Below are 18,861 nucleotides of genomic sequence, written 5' to 3' on the forward strand. Positions count from 1 at the left end.
CGAGAGCCCATCAGCTTATCAGGCCGATCTCGCGCATCTTGGTGATGAGCGCTGCATCGATTTCGCCTGTCACCGGCAGGCTGAACAGTTTCTGGAATTCGCGCACCGCTTCCTGCGTCGCCTTGCCCGCCTGTCCGTTCACCGGCACCGTGTCATTGCCGAAGGCCTTCAGCCCGGCCTGCACGCGGATGATATCCTGCGAACTCACCTTCGCCGAATGCGCCGTGGGCACTGCCGCCGCCTGCCTTTTCGGCGCGGGTTTTTCATAGGATGCGAGGGCCGGTTTCGGCTTTGCATTCGTTTCCGTCTTCAAGACCGCAGGTTGCGGGCGCGGTGTGGGAACCGCGACCTCGATGGCCCTTGCCACATCGTCCTCGGCCGGGGCGCTGTTTTGCGCATCGGCCTGCAATTGCGCGGGCATGTTCGCCCCCTGCACGCCGAGCTTCTGCTGGAGGGCGCGCCAGCGTTCCACCGCTTCGCGGGTCTGCGGCCCGGTAAAACCATCCACCGGCCCCTTGTAGATGCCAAGCGTCGAAAGCCGCTGCTGGAGGCGCGCGATTTCCAGATCGGCATTGGGCGCAAGCGCGGGCAGCATGTCGTCCACCGATGCGCTCATCATCATGCGCTCGGGCGACGGGCTGGCAGCTTCCGGCGGCTGCGCCATGTCATTGTTTGCAGAGGCTGTCGCGGCCGGTTTCGGGGCGTTGTCGCTTGCCGCCGCCGTCCCCGGCAGGACCGGGCGCGGCGTCGGCTTGAACACGAAATCCGGCCTGGTGCGGAAGAACACGGCATTGTGCGCCTCCGGCTGATACCAGAGCGCATTGGCCGAGACGAAACCCAAAACCACCAGAAACGCCGTCGCCCCGCCGGTCAGGACGGGGTTGCGCACGATGAAATCTCCCGCTGCAATCGCCAGCGCGGAAGCCGATGTGAAGAAGAAGTGGAGAAGCCGCGATCCCAAGCTACGCCGTTTTGCGGGTTTGCGCATTTTTCTGCTCCCGGATTTCGTCGTTCTGCCAGTCATTACGCCTTTCTCCCTGGTGACGGTGCATATCAATCACCGTGCCAAGCTCTGGGCCAAGCTCCTGATGTTCATCTTCTCCCACAACACATTGCGGACCCGCCACCGGAAGGCGGACCGTGACGATCGTGCCTTCGCCGGGGCAGCTTTTCAATTGCATGCTCCCCTGATGCAGTTCCACCAACCCCTTGACCACTGAAAGCCCGAGGCCGCTTCCCTCCTGCGCGCGCGTATAAGTGTTGTCGGCGCGCACGAAAGGCGTGCCGATGCGCTGCATATCTTCCGGCTCGATGCCGATGCCGGTATCCGACACGATGATTTCCAGCATCGGACGGCCCTCGGTCATCACGCGGGCCGCATCGATGGTGACGCAGCCGCCGCTTTGCGTGAACTTCACCGCATTTCCGGCGAGGTTGAGCAGGATTTGCTGCACGGCGCGGCGGTCGGCCACCAGTTCGCCAATGCCGTTGCCGACGCGGTGGCAGAAGGCCACGCCTTTCTTTTCAGCCTGCGGCAGCAGGACGGCGGTGCACATTTCAGCCGCCTCGCGGAAAGCGAGCGTCTGCGGGTCGATGCTGTAATTGCCGGTTTCCAGACGCGAATTGTCGAGAACGGCATTCACGAGTTCCAGCAGATAATGGCCGGACTGGTGGATGAGGCCCGCATATTCGCGCTGCTTCTCATTGGCGAGCTTGCCGCCCATTTCATGCGACAGCATGTCGGAAAAGCCGATGATGGAATTGAGCGGCGTGCGCAGCTCATGGCTGACGGCGGCAAGCAGGCGACCCTTGCCGATGCGCTCCGATTCCAGTTCCGCTTTCAGCGTTGCGATCTCGTTCAAAAGCTTCTGTTCGCCTTCGAGCGAACGGCCGATCAGCGTGATCGCGTCAGCACTTGCCGCCCCTTCGAGACGATAGGCGCGGAAGATGGTTTCGCCATTTTCGATGGAGCGCAGGCGCACTTCGGTCTTGCGCAAGGATGTGCCCGCGCGAAGATCGGCCAGAAGCGAAAGATACTGCACACGGTCGGCCACATGCACGCGCTCGATCAGCGCCGTTCCTTCCAGCATCTTGGGCTGGACGCCCAGAAGCCTTGCCGAATTCGCATCGACCGAAGACACCACGCCCTCGGCATCGAGGGCAAACTGCACGTCACCTGCGGCCACGGCCACCTGCGGCGCACCGATCCTGATCTGCTTGGGGGTGGAGGCGCTTGCAAAGCCACGCGCAACGAGGCTTGCGGCATAAAGCACCAGAACGGCGACGGACACATAGCTGCCGCCGGAAATGACACCGCCGCTTGCGGTCGCAAGATAACCGAGAATCACGGCAGCAAAAGCGGCGGCAAAAGCGGCAGCCACAGGCTTTCGCGTCGCAAGCCAGACCTCAAGCGGCAGGCCGGCGGCCATCAGCCACAGGACGGCATTGCCATGCGAAAAGGCACCGATGGCGGCAAGGCCCGCGCCATAGGCCGAGAAGTTCAGGCCAGCCAGAACGGGCATTGCGACGCCCATCAGCGACAGCGCGCACAGGATCATGGCGACGCCCGCAAAGCTTGCGGCCAGGATCGCAAATTCCGTAAAGCCCGGCGTTACGCCGGAGCCGAGCACCGCAGCGCAAAGCAGGACCGGGACGGCCAGAACCGAACCGATGACACGTATGGAGGCCGCATCGGGATGGGCTACCCAGCGGCGGCAGAAACGTTCGTAAAAACGGCTGATCGCCTGCGCATTCGCGCGGACGGTTTCGGCTGTTTTCAAAAGAATGGCGTTCAACGTGCCTTACTCACTCAATACTCTTGCATTGTCAAAACCGGAAAACCGTTCGCCGTGACGACGCAGTTCCAGCCAGCAACAGATTGCAGCCGAGGCTTTAAAGAAACGATAAAACGGGACCGCCCGAAGCGGATAAGTGACGCGCCGGGTCTCCTTTTCCGCCTATGGTAAACAGAGAGTAGCGATCGGACGGATGAAATCATTGCGATCACGCAATTCTGACGTTCAAATACCTCTTATCGAACCGATCGGTTACGGAATCTTGTCAAATTCATCCGACATTGATCCAAACCGAAGGTGCGCAACAGCAAGAAGGCAATGATCCGTTTTCTCCTCAAATCCGTATTCTGGCTGTCGTTGGCATTCATCGTGATGCCGCGCTTCTTTCCTGCGGATGAGCAAAACAGGCAGCAGGAGAAACCCGTCATAGCCGAGACGAAGCGGGAACCGGATTCCATCGATCAGCTTCTCGCCAATGGCAAAACCGCCGTGGAACTGGGCAAGCTGTGCATCGACAACCCGTCTTTCTGCCAGAACGGAACCTCGCTTGTTTCCAGCGCCGGAAGCGGGCTCCTGGAAGGAAGCCGCGCCGCGCTCGAATATCTGAGCGACCGTTTCGGCACCAAGCCGCAACCGCCCGCAAAAGTGGAACCGGCAGCCGCCGAACCCGTACAGGTCACAACCGGCATTCCCATCCCGACATCGCGGGACGAAGCCCTGCGCGCACTCGACCGCCGCCCGACTGGTTCAATTCAACGCTAGTTTTCCGTGACCTCGCGGCGTTTCGTGACTATATAAGCGGCAAGAAACTTCTTTCAGGCGAGTATCATGACCACGACCATCGATAGCATCATGTCCGATTTCGAATTTCTCGACGATTGGGAAGACCGCTATCGCTACGTTATCGACCTCGGCAAGGAACTGCCGCCCTATCCCGACGATGCGCGTGACGCGGCGCACAAGGTTCAGGGCTGTGTGAGCCAGGTCTGGCTCAAGACGCTGCCCCAAGGCGGCGAGGATCCGGTCATCGAATTTCTGGGCGATTCCGATGCGCATATCGTGCGCGGTCTGGTGGCCATCGTGCTGGCGCTTTATTCGGGCCGCAAGGCTTCGGAAATCCTCAACGTCGACCCCGAAGCCATTTTGAAAAAACTCGGCCTCGACGAGCATCTGACGCCGCAGCGCTCCAACGGATTGCGCGCCATGGTGGCGCGCATTCGCCGCGAAGCTGAGGTGGCGAAAGAATCAGCCTAGAAGAGCCTGTTCCAAAAGTCGCCCTGTGCGGCTGCAAATGGCAATTTGTCTGCGTTCCGGTGCTCACGTACCTTTAAGTACGCTCCGCTCCGGTACTCGAAAATCACCATTTTCGCGCACACATGCCGCTTTTTGAATCAGGCTCTAACAGTTTTTCGACCGAAAGTGCTGCGGCCAGCAGCCTTTTATCCGTGCCGCCGCGTGCGGTGAGCATGAAGCCGGTCGGCAACGTCATGCCCGGCATGGGCACGGTGATACTACTGAGATCGAACTGGTTTCCAACCTGCGTATCCCGCAGGAGCAGCCCTTCCACACGGTCATATTCCGCCTCGTCATGGCTGACCGAGGCAATCGTCGGCGCAACGATGGGCGTCGTGGGCGTCACGAACATGTCGAAACCGCCGAGGCGCTCATCCATTTCCCGCACAAGCATTGCCCGCATTTCCATGAGCGCCCGATAGGTTTCCATCGGCACCTTGGCGCGGATGGAAAGCGGATGCTTCACGCGGATATCGACATTGGCGTCGGGATCGCCAAGCCAGGTCGCGGCGTGGATATGGCTTGCCTCGATCCCCGCGATGGAGCCGACGCGGGTTGCCTCACGCAGGCGCTGGATCAGATCATCGACCTCCAGATCGGCAATGATCGCGCCCGCCTTTTCAAGAAGCGCGACGGCGGCCGCGAAGTGTTTTGCCACATCCGGCTCCATATCGGCCAGAAGATAGCCCTTCGGCAGCGCGACGCGCAGGCCCGTGAGCGGCAGGGCATCGGGCAGCACCGGCGTTTCGCCCGCCATGACGGCATCGGTCACAATGGCGTCGGCCACCGTCCGGGTCAGCGGGCCGATGGAATCGAGCGACGGCGCCAGCGGAAAGGCACCGTCGAGCGGAATGCGCCGGGCGGTCGGCTTGAAGCCGACAATGCCGTTCAGCGCCGCCGGAATGCGCACCGATCCGCCCGTATCCGAACCGATGGCGATATCGCTCGTGCCTTCCGCGACCGAGACTGCCGCGCCAGACGACGATCCGCCCGGAATATGCGCGGGATCGACGGCATTGCCCGGCGCGCCATAATGCGGATTGAGACCGACCGGGGTGAAGGCAAATTCCGTCATGTGGGTCTTGCCCACGATGACGGCGCCCGCATCGCGCAGGCGTCGGACGATTGCTGCATCCTGTTTTGCCGGGGCCGCACCGCGGCGGATGACCGAACCGGCCAGCGTCGGCTCTCCGGCGATATCGAACAGATCCTTGATCGAAACGATGCGCCCGTCGAGCGGCCCGAGCGCGCGCCCGTCACGCAGGCGGGCATCGGCGGCATCCGCCGCATCCCGCGCCTGTTGCGCGTAGATCTTGCTGAAGACGCGCTCGGTGCCTGCGCGGGCTTCCAGCCGCGACAGGATGTTTTCCAGCCGGTCCCGTACCGAATTCATGCAATTTCTCCCCACTTCCCCAACGGGCACGGAGCCCTTCGGGAAAGAGGCGATAGACCCGCCTCCGGTGGGTGTCAATGAGGGGCAGAGCATCACATATTCTGCGAGCGCATCTGCGGCCGATAGTCATTTGTTCCCCAATGCAGGATCGTGCCCGCGCCGCGAGCCCTTTCGACATGAGGATTATAGTGCCTGTGCAGCGCGCCAAGACCGGCCTTGAGCAGCATCTTGGCCGAACGCGCGGGCCATTGCCGCTCCCGCTCCACGGTTTCGAGGCCCTTCAGGAAACAGCACACGTCAACCAGCACACCGCCCAGTTCCGGCCCGACCGCCTCCAGCGCCCGCTCGACGCGCATGCGGCTGGCAAGCGCCATGTCCGTCAGCTCGGCCATGCCGCCCGGTCCGTTGCGCCCGCTCCGGGCACTGTTGTCCCAGCGCATGGTGACGGAGGGCATCAGCGATCCGCGCGTGAAATCGGCGCGCAATCGCTCGCCGGCCAGAAATTCGTTTTCCGAGATGAAGGAAGAACCATTCGCGTTCTTGCGCCGGTAGAGCATGGCGAGCGGCGATTCCTCGATATTGATCTCGATCCTTTCGCCCTGCGCATAGTCGACGGTCTCAGTGCGCCGTGCAGAACGGGGCAAGCGCCTGCCCTTCTCCTTCGAAGGCCGGGCTTGGCCCTGCGCCAGACGAAGCCGCTCCTCCTCCCATTGCAGCAATCCCTTCCGCTCCATCGCCGCAAGCTCGGCGCGGGACGCGGCAATGGTCCCCTGCCCGGTCGACAGCAGCACATGCGACGCGCGGACCGAATCCTGAACCTCGCAGCCGCCACTCTTCAGGAAACGCAGGATTCTCGCTTCGGATACCGACAACTGCATCGTCATGCCGCCATCCTCCAGGCCGTGAACGCACTTTGCGCGACCCGCTCGAATGTCGAGACGATTGCATCGAATTCCGTATCGTCGCGCATGTCCTCCACCAAATGGCAGGCATGCATCACCGTTGTCCGGTCGCGCGCAAACCCGGCCGCCACGTCACGCATGGCCAGGCCGAACACCGTATGCGCGACATACATGCCGATCTGGCGCACCCGCGCCACCTCGCGCCTGCACCGCAAGGGCGACCGCAATTCGGTGCCAGAAACACCGAACATGGCCACGAGCAAATCAATCAGGGCATCGCACAGCGCTACATTGTGCTGTTGCCGCGGCCGGTCGGCCAGCCCCTCCACTCTTTCAAGACTCAGGCTCCGCCCATGTCGCGCCGCCAGCAGCTTCAATGCTTCGAAAGCTTGCGCCCGCGTATGAATGACATCCGATAGTTCCAAAGACATTCATCTTTCCTCGCCAGAATAGGAATATCTTCTTATAATGAGGAAAATGCAAGCGTGGATAAGTTTCGTGGAAGGAATTGCCGCCGCGCTTATTTTCGAAGCAGCTAAAATAAAGCTAACATCTTGTCAGCACATCATTAACCCGGCGCGACCATGCGAAAGTAAAGCCCATTTTATAGAAAGACGGAACAAAATCTAGGAATATTATCCAACGCTATCTGCCGTGGCTCATGCTGTTTCCCATCAGAAAATGAGGGTAATTGCCATGGAAGCGGATCTCGAACACGCCCGAACATTGTTTTTCGTCCGGCAGAAGCAGAATCAACTGACCGCGATGCAGCGCCTTGCCTTGCAGTTGATTGCCGGGATCGACCTGGATGCGGTTCTCAAGGCGCCGCGGGAAGAAAAGGAACGAACCAAACGGCGCCTGACGCGCCTCATCGAAAGGGAGCGGCTGAAAGGAATGTGCGGCCACTGGAGCTATGACCTGAACCGGCATATCGCGCTGAAACAGGCCTTCGACCGGATCGGCTGAGCGCCGCGCAGCTTTCCCGCAATTCTTGCAGTCGCAAAATAAAATGGCCGGTATCGAGAAGCACAAGCTCAACGATACCGGCCAGATCTATAAAAGTTTCAGATCAGATGCGGCAAAGCGCAGCGCACTCCAAAGCCGGAGCTGCAAATGGGCGCGATCAGGCGTCCTTGGGCTTGCGGCCCAGACCCATCTTCTTGGCCAGGCGCGAACGGGCGGCAGCATAATTGGGAGCGACCATCGGATAGTTCGGGTCGAGATCCCACTTTTCGCGGTACTGTTCCGGCGTCATGTTGTAATGGGTCATCAGGTGGCGCTTGAGCGACTTGAATTTCTTGCCGTCTTCAAGGCAGACGATGTAGTCGTCATGAACCGACTTCTTCGGATTGACGGCAGGCTTCGGCTTTTCAACGACGACAGGCGCTTCTTCGCGTTCCACATGACGCTTGAAAGCAGCATGTACTTCAGCGATCAGCAACGGCAGTTCACCAGCCCGAATCGAATTATTGCCGACATAGGCAGCCACAACATCGGCAGTAAGGCTCAGCAGCAGTTCTGCGCTCTCATCATGCGTGTCCAGATTTTCCATCAGATTTCCTTTTTACTTTTTATTGTTGCGCAATCGACGACTGGAGATCCCCGCCTGCCATCGTCGCTGCGTATTCCAAAACTTCGCCCCATCTGTTCCAGAATGCGAATATCAGTTGATGATGTCATTTGCAATAGAATTGTCAAACCACATTACATTAAAAACAAGTCTTTCTTCTTGAGCCGTCAAATAGAAAATTCCGGTCTGAACCTCAAAAAGGATTGGGAAACTTTGGATCGCGATGTGTTCGCGCGGGCGATCCTGTCATTTATTACAGGATATGGGTGAAGCCGCAGTTCGCAGCCAAGCTTCTTTTAGTTTGCTCGGCCAGCCTTAGCAACAGTTTTCTCCCTCAAGTTTTCTTGTACAAAACTAAAGACTAATCTGTTTCCGTTATGCAGCTTTTGGCCGCAGAATCGGGCCTCAAAAAGGCATTGATCAAATATATTTCAACGAAATCAACTCGCATTCGCCTTTTCGCCCAACTATATAAACACCAGTATCGTCCTCCCGAATGCAGATTTATGCCGGGGCATCAGGATGCTCACGCCATCCGCGCGCCCCGGAAAGGCCCAATCGCCGCACGGGCCGGGCCAAACCTCGATGAGACAAGCCTGTCGCGGTTTGCTATCACCCGGCCATGCAGCAAATCGAAACAGTTTTCATGGGAATTGTGGATGTCTCGAAACTCGTTCCAACCCCAGCCGCCGCACGCGGCCAAACATCCGGTCAACGACACCCGCCACGGAATCACCCGCACCGACGATTATGCCTGGTTGCGCGCCGATAACTGGCAGGACGTCTTCAAGGACCCGTCGGTTCTGCCGCCCGAAATCCGCACGCATCTGGAAGCGGAGAATGCCTATCAGGCCGCGCTGATGCAGGATACGGAAGCGCTGCAAAAAAGCCTGTTCGCCGAAATGCGCGCGCGCATCAAGGAGGACGACTCGTCCGTCCCCGCCAAGGATGGCCCTTACGCCTATGGCATGTCCTACCGCACCGGCGGCGAGCAGCCCTATTTCATCCGCACGCCGCGCGATGGCGGCGCGCAAACCATTCTTCTCGACGGCGATGTCGAAGGCAGGGACAAGGCTTATTTCCGCCTGGCCTCGGCGGATCACGCGCCGGATCACAAGCTTCTGATCTGGGGTTATGACGACAAGGGATCGGAATTTTACAAGCTGAAAGTCCGTGACCTCACCTCGATGAAGGACCTGGAGGATGTCGTCACCGATACCAGCGGCGGCGGCGCATGGGACGCGGCGAGCAAGGGCTTCTTCTATACGCGCCTCGACGAGAACCATCGTCCGTCGAAGGTCTTCTATCACGCGGTCGGCGCGGATCAGGCGGACGACCGCCTGATTTTTGAAGAAAAGGATCCGGGATTTTTCGTCAGTGTCGCGAGTTCGTCGCTGGACGACTATATGTTCATCGACATTCGCGACCATGAAACATCGGAATGCTGGCTGCTTCCCGCCAATGATCCGGCGGCAAGGCCGCAACTGGTCATGGAACGCAAGACCGGCACCGAATATTATCTCACGCCGGGCGGCGATGTCTTCTACATCCTGACCAATGCCGACGGCGCCCGCGATTTCAAGATCTGCCAGGCGCCGGTGGCCGCGCCGCAGCCGGAAAACTGGGTCGAGGTCGTGGCGGAAAAGCCCGGACGGCTGATCCTGTCGCACGACGCCTACAAGCGGCATCTGGTCTGGATGGAACGCGACAACGGCCTGCCGCGCATCGTCATCCGCGACCGCGAGACCGGCACGGAACATGCCATCGCCTTCGACGAGGAAGCCTATTCGCTCGGCCTTCATGGCAGCGCGGAATATGATACGGATGTGATCCGCTTTTCCTATTCGTCCATGACGACCCCGGAACAGCTCTTCGACTATAATATGCGCACGCGCGAGCGGACGCTCCTGAAGACGCAGGAAGTCCCCTCCGGCCACAATGCGCAGGATTATGTCACGCGCCGGGTCTTCGCCAAGGCATCGGACGGCGAACTGGTGCCGGTGTCCCTGCTCTATCGCAAGGACACCAGGCTCGACGGCTCGGCACCCTGCCTGCTTTATGGCTACGGTTCCTACGGCATCACCATTCCCGCAAGCTTCAGCACCTCGCGGCTGTCGCTTGTGGATCGCGGCTTCGTCTATGCCATCGCCCATATCCGCGGCGGCAAGGACAAGGGTTTCGCCTGGTATGAAAACGGCAAGCGCGACAGGAAGGTGAACACGTTCACCGACTTCATCGCCGCCGCAAGACACCTCGTTGCCGAAGGCTTCACCAGCCATGAGCGCATCGTTGCCCATGGCGGTTCGGCGGGCGGCATGTTGATGGGCGCGATTGCCAATATGGCGCCGGACGCATTCGGCGGCATCATTGCCGAAGTGCCGTTTGTGGACGTGCTGAACACGATGCTCGACGACACCCTGCCGCTCACCCCGCCGGAATGGCCCGAATGGGGCAATCCGATCACCTCGGAAGCCGATTACCGGACGATTGCGGCCTATTCGCCCTATGAAAATGTCCGTTCCCAGGCCTATCCGGCCATATTGGCCGTGGCGGGGCTGACCGATCCGCGCGTGACCTATTGGGAGCCGGCCAAATGGGTCGCGCGCCTGCGCGAACTCAAGACCGATGAGCATCCGGTCCTGTTCCGCATCAATATGGATGCGGGCCATGCCGGGGCGTCGGGCCGCTTTTCCCGGCTGGAGGAAGTCGCCTACACCCATGCCTTCGCGCTCAAGGTGACAGGCAAGGCCGGCGATACGCTTTGATTTCCGATAAAAGCATCGCATCCCTATTTCACGGGTGCGATGCTTCCTTGTTTTATGCATGTCTTTATCCCGAAACCGGTTTCCACTTTCGGGAGACATGTTCTGGAAAAAAGCACTATTCTACTTATGATATTATTCCATAGCCGTAGTTTTCAGGGAGAGTTCGATGCTGCATAAGCTTGTTGCTGTCTGCCTCACTTCCGCGTCGCTTGCGGTTTCGGGCCTCATTGCGCTGCCCATGTCGGCTGAGGCGCAGGTGCGCAAGGATGTCAGCGAATATGCGGGCCAGCGCTGCAATGTGCCGAAAAGAGGCAGCGGGATCATCGTCGGCCAGTTCAGCGGCGTGGACGATTCGCCCTTCATCACCGGCGGCGACGGGCTGGTTTCGATCGACCGCGTCCGGTGCTTCAGCAGCATGTCGGAATGCAAGGGCTGGCTCTATACGATGCAGAGCAAATATACCAATGCCGGTGCCGCCACTCTGGTACGCTGCACCAAACGCTGAACAAGAATATTGAAACTCGTGGTTTTCACGAAGCTTCGCGAATGGCATCCTCCCATCACTTGATGCATCGCCCTTGGGCGTCATCTTCGGTTTGGGAGGATCGGAAATGCAGCAGCAGGCCAGCCGCGCTCAAAGCTATGTCCATGGCGCGAGCGACAAGCTTCTCATCGGCAATACGATCGGTCGGCATCTGGACGGGATCGCGGAAAAATACCCCGACCGTCCGGCCGTCGTGGTCCGGCACCAGAATATCCGGCTGACCTATCGCGAACTCAGACAACTGACCGACGAACTTGCCGAAGGTTTTCTGGCCATCGGGCTTCGCCCCGGCGAGCGCCTCGGCATATGGTCGCCGAACAATCTCGAATGGATACTCACCCAGTTTGCGAGCGCCAAGGCGGGGCTGATCCTGGTCAACATCAACCCGGCCTATCGGGCGCATGAACTGGAATATGTGCTCGGCAAAGTCGAATGCGCCGCACTCATCCTCGCGCCATCGCTGAAGACCAGCAACTATATCGATATCCTGCGCAGCATCGTGCCCGAACTGGACGAAGCCCGGCCCGGCCATCTGGTGTGCGGGCGGCTTCCCAGTCTGCGCTGCGTGATCCGGCTTGGCGCGGAACAGACGCCGGGCATGCTGAATTTCGGCGATGTCGCCCAATCCGGCGATGAAGTCACGCGCGAAGAACTGGCGCGGCTTGCGGACGAGCTGCAATTCGACGATCCCATCAATATCCAGTTCACCAGCGGCACGACGGGCAACCCGAAGGGCGCGACGCTCTCGCATCACAATATCCTCAATAACGGGTTTTTCGTCGGCGAGGCGATGCGGCTTTCCGAACAGGACCGGCTCTGCATCCCGGTGCCGTTCTATCATTGCTTCGGCATGGTGCTGGGCAATCTTGCCTGCGTCACCCATGGCTCCTGCATGGTGATCCCGAATGACAGTTTCGACCCTCTCCTGACGCTCCAGACCGTCGAGGAGGAGCAATGCACCGGCCTGCATGGGGTGCCGACAATGTTCATCGCGATGCTGGATCACCCGGAATTCAGCCGTTTCGACCTCTCAAGCCTGCGCACCGGCATCATGGCGGGATCGCCCTGCCCCATCGAAGTGATGCGGCGCGTGGTGAGCGAGATGCACCAGAGCGAAATCACCATCGCCTATGGCATGACGGAGACAAGCCCGGTCAGTTTCCAGAGTTCGACGACCGATCCGCTGGAGCGGCGCGTCTCGACCGTCGGGCGCATCCACCCGCATCTGGAGGTGAAGATCGTCGATGCGGACGGCAAGGTGGTGGCGCGCGGGGAAAAGGGCGAATTGCTGACGCGGGGCTACAGCGTCATGCGCGGCTATTGGAACGACGCGGAAAGCTCATGCGGCGCCATAGACGATGCGGGCTGGATGCACACCGGGGACCTCGCGACCATAGACGAGGAAGGCTATTGCAACATTGTCGGGCGCATCAAGGACCTCATCATTCGCGGCGGCGAGAACATCTATCCGCGCGAGATCGAGGAATTTCTCTTTACCCATCCCGCGATCAGCGATGTGCAGATATTCGGCATTCCCGACCGGAAATTCGGCGAAATCATCTGCGCCTGGGTCAAGCTGCACAAGGATGCCCGGCTAACCGACGAGGAACTGGCCGAATATTGCCGGCAGCGCATCGCGCATTACAAGATTCCCGCCCATATCCGTTTCGTGGATCAGTTTCCGATGACCGTGACCGGCAAGATCCAGAAATTCGTCATGCGGCAGGTCATGATCGAGGAACTGGAATTGCAGGAGATCCGCACCGCATAGCGCAATGCGGCGCCGATGCTCAAACCGTCATACTCTGCGATTATTGCATATTGCCCCTCACATTTTCGCTCATGGCGGCTTGCAAAGCGAAGGCGAGAATGCATATTACGTAAACGTAAGACATTTGGGAGAGTTTCCATGGAAGAACTGATCGCGCGCATCACCTCCAAAGTTGGCATCGATGCGGCAACGGCAGAAAAGGCAGTCGGCATGATCCTCGCCTTCCTGCAAAAGGAAGGCCCGGCCGCGGAAGTGCAGAAGCTTCTGGCAGCGGTTCCCGGCGCGGAAGAAGCAATCGCGCAGGTCAAGGGCGGCGGCTTCCTGTCCAACCTGATGGGCGGCGTGATGGGCCTCGGCTCACAGCTCATGGGCGCCGGCCTCGGCATGGGTGAAATTTCCGGCGTTGCCAAGGAAACCATCCGCTTTGCCAAGGAAAAGGCCGGTGACGAGCCGGTGGATGCCGTGATCGGCGCAATTCCGGGCCTCGGCCAGTTCGTCTGATCGAAGTTTATATGCTTGAAAAGCCCCGGTTTCCGGGGCTTTTTTCGTTCTTGGCCACTCCAACCGAGTGTAAAGACGACCAAGCCAGTCAGTATAAAACAATAGTATTCTAGTCATGTTTTTCACGATAACGTGAAGCCCGCGCAATAATCCCTATAAATTCTGGATGATACTTGCCGTACCGGGAATTTAGCCGATGCGAAGATTGCAATGTCGTGGATTGTATCGGATATTTGAACCAAGGGGCCAAATCTGTTCAGTTTTTAAATGTGGAGGATCGCATGCGTTTGTTTTTCCTGACTGTCAGTTCTGCGGCGGTATTGGTGGCCGGTGTGGCGCAGGCCGATGTCGTTGCCGATCGTCAGGCGATCATGAAGGACCTTGGACGGTCGGTCAGGACGATCGCCCACATGGTCAAGGGTGAGAAGCCTTTCGACGCGGCTACAGCCCTTGCCGCACTCGAAAAGATCGATGCCGATGCCAAAAAGCTGGATGTGGAGACGCTGTTCCCCGCCGGTTCCGACAAGGGTGACACGGAAGCCTCGCCGAAAATCTGGGAAAACAAGGACGATTTCGTCAAGCATGTCGAAAAATTCCGTGCCGACGCGGCTGCGGCTGTCGCCGCCAAGCCACAGGATCTCGATGCGCTGAAGCCTGCCTTCCAGCAGGTCGCGGCCAATTGCGGCTCCTGCCATCAGGTCTATCGCGTCAAAAAGAACTGACCGTCACGGTTGACATGAGGGCGCACCGGGCGGAAACATTCGGTGTGCCGGCGCGGTTCCCCTGCCCTGCATGTGAAATTTTCCTGCCGGATGACAGCCGGAAGAGCGGTCGGCGATTGTCGGGGCCGACAGACGGGAACGGATGAAATGGTCCGAAAACTGGCATATGCCGCAGGTGCCGTGGCCGTCATTGGCGCTGCGGTCTTCTGGATTCTCACCACCCCGCAAAAGGTGGACGCGACCATGCTGGACGCGATGAAGCCCGGCGACCCCGTCAAGGGAGAGCAGGTTTTCTGGGCGGGCGGCTGTGCTTCCTGCCATGCTGCACCCGGCGCATCGGGGGATGCGCGCAAGGTGCTGGCGGGCGGGCATGAGCTGGTTTCGGATTTCGGGACTTTCGTTGCGCCCAATATTTCCCCGTCCGAACAGGGGATCGGCACCTGGACCATTCAGGATTTCGCCAATGCGATGCTGAAAGGCGTCGGCAGGCAGGGGGAGCATCTTTATCCATCCTTCCCCTATACATCCTATGCAAGGATGCAGCCGCAGGATGTGGCCGATCTCTTCGCCTTCATGAAAACGCTGCCGCCATCCGACAATGTCGCGGCACCGCACAGGCTTTCCTTTCCGTTCAATATCCGGCGCGGGCTTGGCCTGTGGAAACATCTTTACCTGACCGACCGGCCTGCGGTGGAAATCGCAAATGCCTCCGATGCGGTAAAACGCGGCCAATATCTGGTCGAAGCGCTTGGCCATTGCGGCGAATGCCACACGCCGCGCAATGCGATTGGCGGGCTGGAGAGCGGCCAATGGCTTGCCGGTGCCTTGTCGCCGGAGACCGGTAGCGACGGAAAACGCGGTGTCGTGCCCAACATCACATCCGACGAGGCGGGCCTTGCCGACTGGAGCGAAAACGAGATCGCCTATGCGTTGCAGAGCGGCTTTACGCCGGATTTCGATTCGCTTGGCGGATCGATGACCGATGTGGTTGCGAACATGGCCCATCTTACAGAAGCCGACCGCAATGCCATTGCCGCCTATCTGAAAGCCATTCCGGCCCACCCGAACGGCTACCTTGCGCGTTGAGGCGGATAGCCGGCCTTGTCCGAGGCCCTTATCCAAGGCTTTTTCTTGTCGTGACGTCGAGCGAAGTTTATACCGTAAGTCATAATTGAAGAGAGGGAGCAAGCTGCCTGATGACTGCCGAAGACGCTATTTTTCTTGGCGCGAGCCGCAAGCCTGACGACTCCTACCAGCAGCCGGAATATCTAGCGCTGAAATACGGCAACCGGCACGGCCTTGTCACCGGCGCGACCGGCACGGGTAAGACGGTGACGCTGCAGGTTCTGGCCGAAAGTTTTTCGGCGGCCGGCGTTCCGGTGTTCTGCGCCGACATCAAGGGCGACCTGTCCGGCATCGCCGCTGTCGGCGTGCAAAATGACGGTCTTCTCAAGCGCGCCGCGGAAGTGAAGCTCGACCCCTATGAGATGCGCGCCGCGCCCGTCATCTTCTGGGATATTTTCGGCGAACAGGGCCATCCCGTCCGCGCCACCATTTCCGAAATGGGGCCGCTGCTGCTGGCCCGCCTGATGAGCCTGACCGACGCGCAGGAAGGCGTGCTGAACATCGCCTTTCGCCTTGCGGATGAGGAAGGCTTGCTGCTTCTCGACCTCAAGGACTTGCAGGCTATCCTGGCCGAAATGGCGGAGCGCTCGGCCGAGCTTTCCGGCAAATATGGCAATGTGAACAAGGCTTCCGTTGGCGCGATCCAGCGTTCGCTTCTGGTCCTCGACCAGCAGGGCGGCTCGAAATTCTTCGGGGAACCGGCGCTCAAGATTGCCGACCTGATGCGCACCACGACCGACGGACGCGGCGTGGTGAGCGTGCTTGCCGCCGACAAGCTGATGATGAGCCCGCGCCTCTATTCGACTTTCCTGCTCTGGCTGATGTCGGAACTGTTCGAGGAACTGCCGGAAGTGGGCGATCCCGACAAGCCGAGGCTCGTCTTCTTCTTCGATGAAGCGCATCTTCTCTTCGATGAAGCGCCGAAGGCGCTGATCGACCGGGTCGAGCAGGTGGTGCGCCTGATCCGCTCCAAGGGCGTCGGCGTCTATTTCGTCACGCAGAACCCGCTCGACGTGCCCGAAACGGTGCTGGCGCAGCTTGGCAACCGCGTGCAGCACGCGCTTCGCGCCTATACGCCGCGCGAAACCAATGCCGTGAAAACCGCAGCCGACACATTCCGCCCGAACCCGGATTTCAACACGTTCGAGGCCATCACCAATCTCGCCACCGGCGAGGCGCTGGTTTCCACGCTTCAGGCCAAGGGCGTGCCCTCCATCGTGCAGCGCACGCTCATGCGCCCGCCCTCCTCCCGCATCGGCCCGCTGACGCCGGAAGAACGCGCGAAGATCATCGCCGCAAGCCCGGTTGCCGGACAATACGATCAGGCGGTGGACCGCGATTCCGCTTTCGAAATGCTGGCGCGCAAGGCGCAAAATGCCGCCGAAGCCCAGCAGAAGACCAAGGCGGACGAAGAAGGCGACGGCGGCGGCATCCTTGGCGATCTGGTCGGCACGGCACTTGGCACCGGTCGCCGCTCCGGCCGCCAGACCGTTGCAGAAGCCGCGATGAAATCCGTCGTCCGCTCGGTCGGCAGTTCGCTCGGCCGCGCGCTCGTGCGCGGCATTCTCGGCGGGTTCAAGAGGTGATTTAGGGCAGTAAGGCAGTAAGGCAGTAAGGCAGTAAGGCAGTAAGGCAGTAAGTGAATAGGGCAGAAGGTTTTCAGTCAAGCAAAAACATATTGCCCTACTGCCTTACTGCCCTATTGCCCTAACTTCACATTACCAAAATCGGCGACTTTGCCGGTACGCGATCGTAGAGATCGATGATGTCCTGGTTCAGGAAGCGCACGCAGCCCGAAGAGACCGCCTTGCCGATGGACCACCATTCCGGATTGCCGTGCAGGCGGTAGAGCGTGTCCTTGCCATCCTGGAAAATATAGAGCGCGCGGGCGCCGAGCGGGTTCTTCAGGCCCGGAGCCATGCCGCCATTCCTGGCGCTGTATTGCGTCAGTTCCGGCTGGCGGGCAATCATTTCGTCCGGCGGGGTCCAGCGCGGCCACTGGCGCTTGTACTGGATCACGGCGCGGCCCGACCAGGCAAAACCTTCGCGGCCAATGCCGACGCCGTAGCGCAGCGCCTGTCCGTTTTCGAGGACGAGATAGCAGAAGCGGTTGGCCGTATCGATGACCAGCGTACCCGGCAGTTCGCCGGTCGGGTCCTGCACCACCTGACGCAGATAGCGCTTGTCCATCTTCTGGATCGGGATTGCCGGAAGCTGGAAACCGCCATCCTCGACGGCGGCATACATCTGCGCCCAGCCGCCATAGGAAGCGTCGACATTGGCCTGCGGGGTGCGGTTGATCGGATTACCCGACTGATCCACATCGATGATTGGAACATTCTGCCCCAACTGAGCGCAACCGGCCAGGCCGGCGGCCGCTGTTGCTGTCATTGCCGTCAGAAAGGAACGGCGGGTAAGGGTCGTTTGCATATGAAAACCAGTTTAGTGATGGGAGGGTTACAGATACACATTCAGGGTTAACGAATTGCGACCCGGCCAATTGTGGCGGACCGGCGGCAAACCATCGAAACGGCCCAAAATGGCTGTTTCCGGTGTTTGGTTGCAGGGAAAACGCCCGAAAATTGTGGCGTACGCCCGTTCGCAATGCGGCCTAAACATGGCAAAGCCCCACCGGCATGGCGCGTGTTGCAGCCGCGACACAATTTTGGGTGCAACAGCCTGCTTTCAAAAAATGCGGACAGTTCAAATTTTGGTGAGCAATCAGTCCAGCAATTGAAGGCTCGGCAAAATGAGCGCCGGTGCAAATTGCCTGTACTCGTCGGGCTGGTTGGTCCGGTTGATCCAGACCCCGCGCATGCCGAACCGCACCGCGCCTGCCACGTCCCAGCGATTGGAAGACTGGAACGAGATTGCCGACGGATAAAGCCGCCAGTGCAGGGTGATGAGTTCATAGACGGCCGGGGCGGTCTTGTATTTTCTCACTTCATCGACCGAAATCACGTCGTCCAGCAGGACGTCGAGCGCTGCCGAACGGACCGCGGATACCAGCATTGCAGGCGATCCGTTGGAGAGGATTGCAAGCCGCGCGCCCTTCTCCTTCAGGCTTTTGAGGGCGGCCGGCACTTCCGGATAGCAATCGAGCTTCCAATAGGCGTCGAGCAGATCGCCGCGCAGCGCCGGATCGACGGAAGGATAGCGGGCGAAAGCGAAATCGAGCGAATCCTCGGTCAGTTTCCAGAAGTCGCTATAGGCACCCATCAGGCTCAGCACCCAGGAATATTCGAGCTGTTTTGCGCGCCACAGCTCGGAAAATGCCCGGCCGTCCGGCCCGGCCTTGTCCGCATGTCGCCGCACCGCCGAATGGACATCGAACAATGTGCCATAAGCGTCGAAGACATAAGAACTGTAGGACACCGTTTTCTCCTGTGTAGGGCCGCCGCGCGATGCGAGGCATAAAATTCAGATTTGCGCCATCCTACTGGGATTTCAATAATATTTCATTGTCTTGAAGCTGAATTG

The 18,861-nt window shown here is 59.7% G+C and carries 19 protein-coding genes; 10 read left to right on the forward strand and 9 right to left on the reverse strand.

Annotated elements, in window-relative coordinates; translation table 11 throughout:
• Positions 1-10: 10 nt before the first annotated feature.
• Together AVM02_RS13315 and AVM02_RS13320 are read right to left on the reverse strand one after the other, a co-directional pair.
• Positions 11-988: a peptidoglycan-binding protein gene (locus AVM02_RS13315; protein WP_411507410.1), complete on the reverse strand. Its 978-nt coding sequence runs from the start codon at positions 986-988 to the stop codon at positions 11-13.
• Entirely contained in the window at positions 963-2,795 is a 1,833-nt protein-coding gene (locus tag AVM02_RS13320) for an ATP-binding protein (RefSeq protein ID WP_411507411.1), read from the reverse strand. Before AVM02_RS13320 ends, AVM02_RS13315 begins: the two co-directional genes overlap by 26 nt.
• 318 nt (positions 2,796-3,113) lie before the next feature.
• On the opposite strand from AVM02_RS13320, the gene AVM02_RS13325 reads away from it, so the two are divergent.
• Positions 3,114-3,557, forward strand: coding sequence for a hypothetical protein (locus AVM02_RS13325; protein ID WP_411507412.1), 444 nt, complete (start codon positions 3,114-3,116; stop codon positions 3,555-3,557).
• On the opposite strand, the gene AVM02_RS13330 is transcribed toward AVM02_RS13325, so the two are convergent.
• Positions 3,543-3,803 (reverse strand): hypothetical protein, encoded by a 261-nt coding sequence (locus AVM02_RS13330; RefSeq protein WP_411507469.1) that lies wholly within the window; start codon positions 3,801-3,803, stop codon positions 3,543-3,545. The genes AVM02_RS13325 and AVM02_RS13330 overlap by 15 nt on opposite strands.
• Here AVM02_RS13330 and AVM02_RS13335 point away from each other — a divergent pair.
• Positions 3,699-4,049 (forward strand): SufE family protein, encoded by a 351-nt coding sequence (locus AVM02_RS13335; protein WP_411507470.1) that lies wholly within the window; start codon positions 3,699-3,701, stop codon positions 4,047-4,049. The genes AVM02_RS13330 and AVM02_RS13335 overlap by 105 nt on opposite strands.
• Positions 4,050-4,152: 103 nt before the next feature.
• Here AVM02_RS13335 and AVM02_RS13340 read toward each other — a convergent pair whose 3' ends face one another.
• The 3 genes from AVM02_RS13340 to AVM02_RS13350 all read right to left on the reverse strand — a co-directional run bounded on the left by AVM02_RS13340 (position 4,153) and on the right by AVM02_RS13350 (position 6,808).
• The gene (locus AVM02_RS13340; protein ID WP_411507413.1) at positions 4,153-5,481 is read right to left on the reverse strand and encodes an amidase; all 1,329 of its coding nucleotides are present in this window, start codon (positions 5,479-5,481) and stop codon (positions 4,153-4,155) included.
• A 92-nt stretch (positions 5,482-5,573) separates the two neighbouring features.
• Complete coding sequence (locus AVM02_RS13345) at positions 5,574-6,365, reverse strand: DUF6456 domain-containing protein (RefSeq protein ID WP_411507414.1); 792 nt, start codon at positions 6,363-6,365, stop codon at positions 5,574-5,576.
• The gene (locus AVM02_RS13350; RefSeq protein ID WP_411507471.1) at positions 6,362-6,808 is read right to left on the reverse strand and encodes a helix-turn-helix domain-containing protein; all 447 of its coding nucleotides are present in this window, start codon (positions 6,806-6,808) and stop codon (positions 6,362-6,364) included. The genes AVM02_RS13345 and AVM02_RS13350 overlap by 4 nt, the downstream gene beginning before the upstream one ends.
• 271 nt (positions 6,809-7,079) lie before the next feature.
• Here AVM02_RS13350 and AVM02_RS13355 point away from each other — a divergent pair, with 271 nt between their 5' ends.
• Positions 7,080-7,349 carry a cytoplasmic protein gene (locus AVM02_RS13355; protein ID WP_411507415.1) on the forward strand — a complete coding sequence of 90 codons (270 nt, stop codon included), beginning with the start codon at positions 7,080-7,082 and terminating at the stop codon, positions 7,347-7,349.
• A 157-nt stretch (positions 7,350-7,506) separates the two neighbouring features.
• Here AVM02_RS13355 and AVM02_RS13360 read toward each other — a convergent pair whose 3' ends face one another.
• On the reverse strand, positions 7,507-7,935 hold the full coding sequence (locus AVM02_RS13360) for a MucR family transcriptional regulator (RefSeq protein WP_411507416.1): 429 nt from the start codon (positions 7,933-7,935) through the stop codon (positions 7,507-7,509).
• Between the two features lie 677 nt (positions 7,936-8,612).
• On the opposite strand from AVM02_RS13360, the gene AVM02_RS13365 reads away from it, so the two are divergent.
• The 7 genes from AVM02_RS13365 to AVM02_RS13395 all read left to right on the forward strand — a co-directional run bounded on the left by AVM02_RS13365 (position 8,613) and on the right by AVM02_RS13395 (position 16,967).
• The gene (locus AVM02_RS13365) at positions 8,613-10,718 is read left to right on the forward strand and encodes a S9 family peptidase (RefSeq protein WP_411507417.1); all 2,106 of its coding nucleotides are present in this window, start codon (positions 8,613-8,615) and stop codon (positions 10,716-10,718) included.
• 166 nt (positions 10,719-10,884) lie between these two features.
• The gene (locus AVM02_RS13370; protein ID WP_411507418.1) at positions 10,885-11,223 is read left to right on the forward strand and encodes a hypothetical protein; all 339 of its coding nucleotides are present in this window, start codon (positions 10,885-10,887) and stop codon (positions 11,221-11,223) included.
• Between the two features lie 106 nt (positions 11,224-11,329).
• A complete protein-coding gene (locus AVM02_RS13375; protein ID WP_411507419.1) occupies positions 11,330-13,033 on the forward strand; it encodes an AMP-binding protein in 1,704 nt (567 codons plus the stop codon).
• Between the two features lie 138 nt (positions 13,034-13,171).
• Entirely contained in the window at positions 13,172-13,534 is a 363-nt protein-coding gene (locus AVM02_RS13380; RefSeq protein WP_411507420.1) for a DUF2267 domain-containing protein, read from the forward strand.
• Positions 13,535-13,815: 281 nt separating this feature from the next.
• Positions 13,816-14,256: a c-type cytochrome gene (locus AVM02_RS13385; protein ID WP_411507421.1), complete on the forward strand. Its 441-nt coding sequence runs from the start codon at positions 13,816-13,818 to the stop codon at positions 14,254-14,256.
• Positions 14,257-14,403: 147 nt separating this feature from the next.
• Entirely contained in the window at positions 14,404-15,342 is a 939-nt protein-coding gene (locus AVM02_RS13390) for a c-type cytochrome (protein ID WP_411507422.1), read from the forward strand.
• 110 nt (positions 15,343-15,452) lie between these two features.
• Positions 15,453-16,967, forward strand: coding sequence for a helicase HerA-like C-terminal domain-containing protein (locus AVM02_RS13395; protein ID WP_411507423.1), 1,515 nt, complete (start codon positions 15,453-15,455; stop codon positions 16,965-16,967).
• 127 nt (positions 16,968-17,094) lie between these two features.
• Here AVM02_RS13395 and AVM02_RS13400 read toward each other — a convergent pair whose 3' ends face one another.
• Together AVM02_RS13400 and AVM02_RS13405 are read right to left on the reverse strand one after the other, a co-directional pair.
• On the reverse strand, positions 17,095-17,811 hold the full coding sequence (locus tag AVM02_RS13400; protein ID WP_411507424.1) for a L,D-transpeptidase: 717 nt from the start codon (positions 17,809-17,811) through the stop codon (positions 17,095-17,097).
• A 291-nt stretch (positions 17,812-18,102) separates the two neighbouring features.
• Positions 18,103-18,756, reverse strand: a complete 654-nt coding sequence (locus tag AVM02_RS13405) for a haloacid dehalogenase type II (RefSeq protein WP_411507425.1) — start codon at positions 18,754-18,756, stop codon at positions 18,103-18,105.
• Positions 18,757-18,861: the final 105 nt, after the last annotated feature.

The sequence above is a fragment of the Brucella anthropi genome (assembly GCF_046630315.1).
Lineage (GTDB): Bacteria > Pseudomonadota > Alphaproteobacteria > Rhizobiales > Rhizobiaceae > Brucella > Brucella anthropi_A.

What these genes read in the sequence shown, in the direction of transcription:
- AVM02_RS13315 (WP_411507410.1), bottom strand. Translation starts at nt 988, where the DNA reads ATGCGCAAACCCGCAAAACGGCGTAGCTTGGGATCGCGGCTTCTCCAC.
- AVM02_RS13325 (WP_411507412.1), top strand. Translation starts at nt 3,114, where the DNA reads ATGATCCGTTTTCTCCTCAAATCCGTATTCTGGCTGTCGTTGGCATTC.
- AVM02_RS13340 (WP_411507413.1), bottom strand. Translation starts at nt 5,481, where the DNA reads ATGAATTCGGTACGGGACCGGCTGGAAAACATCCTGTCGCGGCTGGAA.
- AVM02_RS13345 (WP_411507414.1), bottom strand. Translation starts at nt 6,365, where the DNA reads ATGACGATGCAGTTGTCGGTATCCGAAGCGAGAATCCTGCGTTTCCTG.
- AVM02_RS13355 (WP_411507415.1), top strand. Translation starts at nt 7,080, where the DNA reads ATGGAAGCGGATCTCGAACACGCCCGAACATTGTTTTTCGTCCGGCAG.
- AVM02_RS13360 (WP_411507416.1), bottom strand. Translation starts at nt 7,935, where the DNA reads ATGGAAAATCTGGACACGCATGATGAGAGCGCAGAACTGCTGCTGAGC.
- AVM02_RS13365 (WP_411507417.1), top strand. Translation starts at nt 8,613, where the DNA reads ATGTCTCGAAACTCGTTCCAACCCCAGCCGCCGCACGCGGCCAAACAT.
- AVM02_RS13370 (WP_411507418.1), top strand. Translation starts at nt 10,885, where the DNA reads ATGCTGCATAAGCTTGTTGCTGTCTGCCTCACTTCCGCGTCGCTTGCG.
- AVM02_RS13375 (WP_411507419.1), top strand. Translation starts at nt 11,330, where the DNA reads ATGCAGCAGCAGGCCAGCCGCGCTCAAAGCTATGTCCATGGCGCGAGC.
- AVM02_RS13380 (WP_411507420.1), top strand. Translation starts at nt 13,172, where the DNA reads ATGGAAGAACTGATCGCGCGCATCACCTCCAAAGTTGGCATCGATGCG.
- AVM02_RS13385 (WP_411507421.1), top strand. Translation starts at nt 13,816, where the DNA reads ATGCGTTTGTTTTTCCTGACTGTCAGTTCTGCGGCGGTATTGGTGGCC.
- AVM02_RS13390 (WP_411507422.1), top strand. Translation starts at nt 14,404, where the DNA reads ATGGTCCGAAAACTGGCATATGCCGCAGGTGCCGTGGCCGTCATTGGC.
- AVM02_RS13395 (WP_411507423.1), top strand. Translation starts at nt 15,453, where the DNA reads ATGACTGCCGAAGACGCTATTTTTCTTGGCGCGAGCCGCAAGCCTGAC.
- AVM02_RS13400 (WP_411507424.1), bottom strand. Translation starts at nt 17,811, where the DNA reads ATGCAAACGACCCTTACCCGCCGTTCCTTTCTGACGGCAATGACAGCA.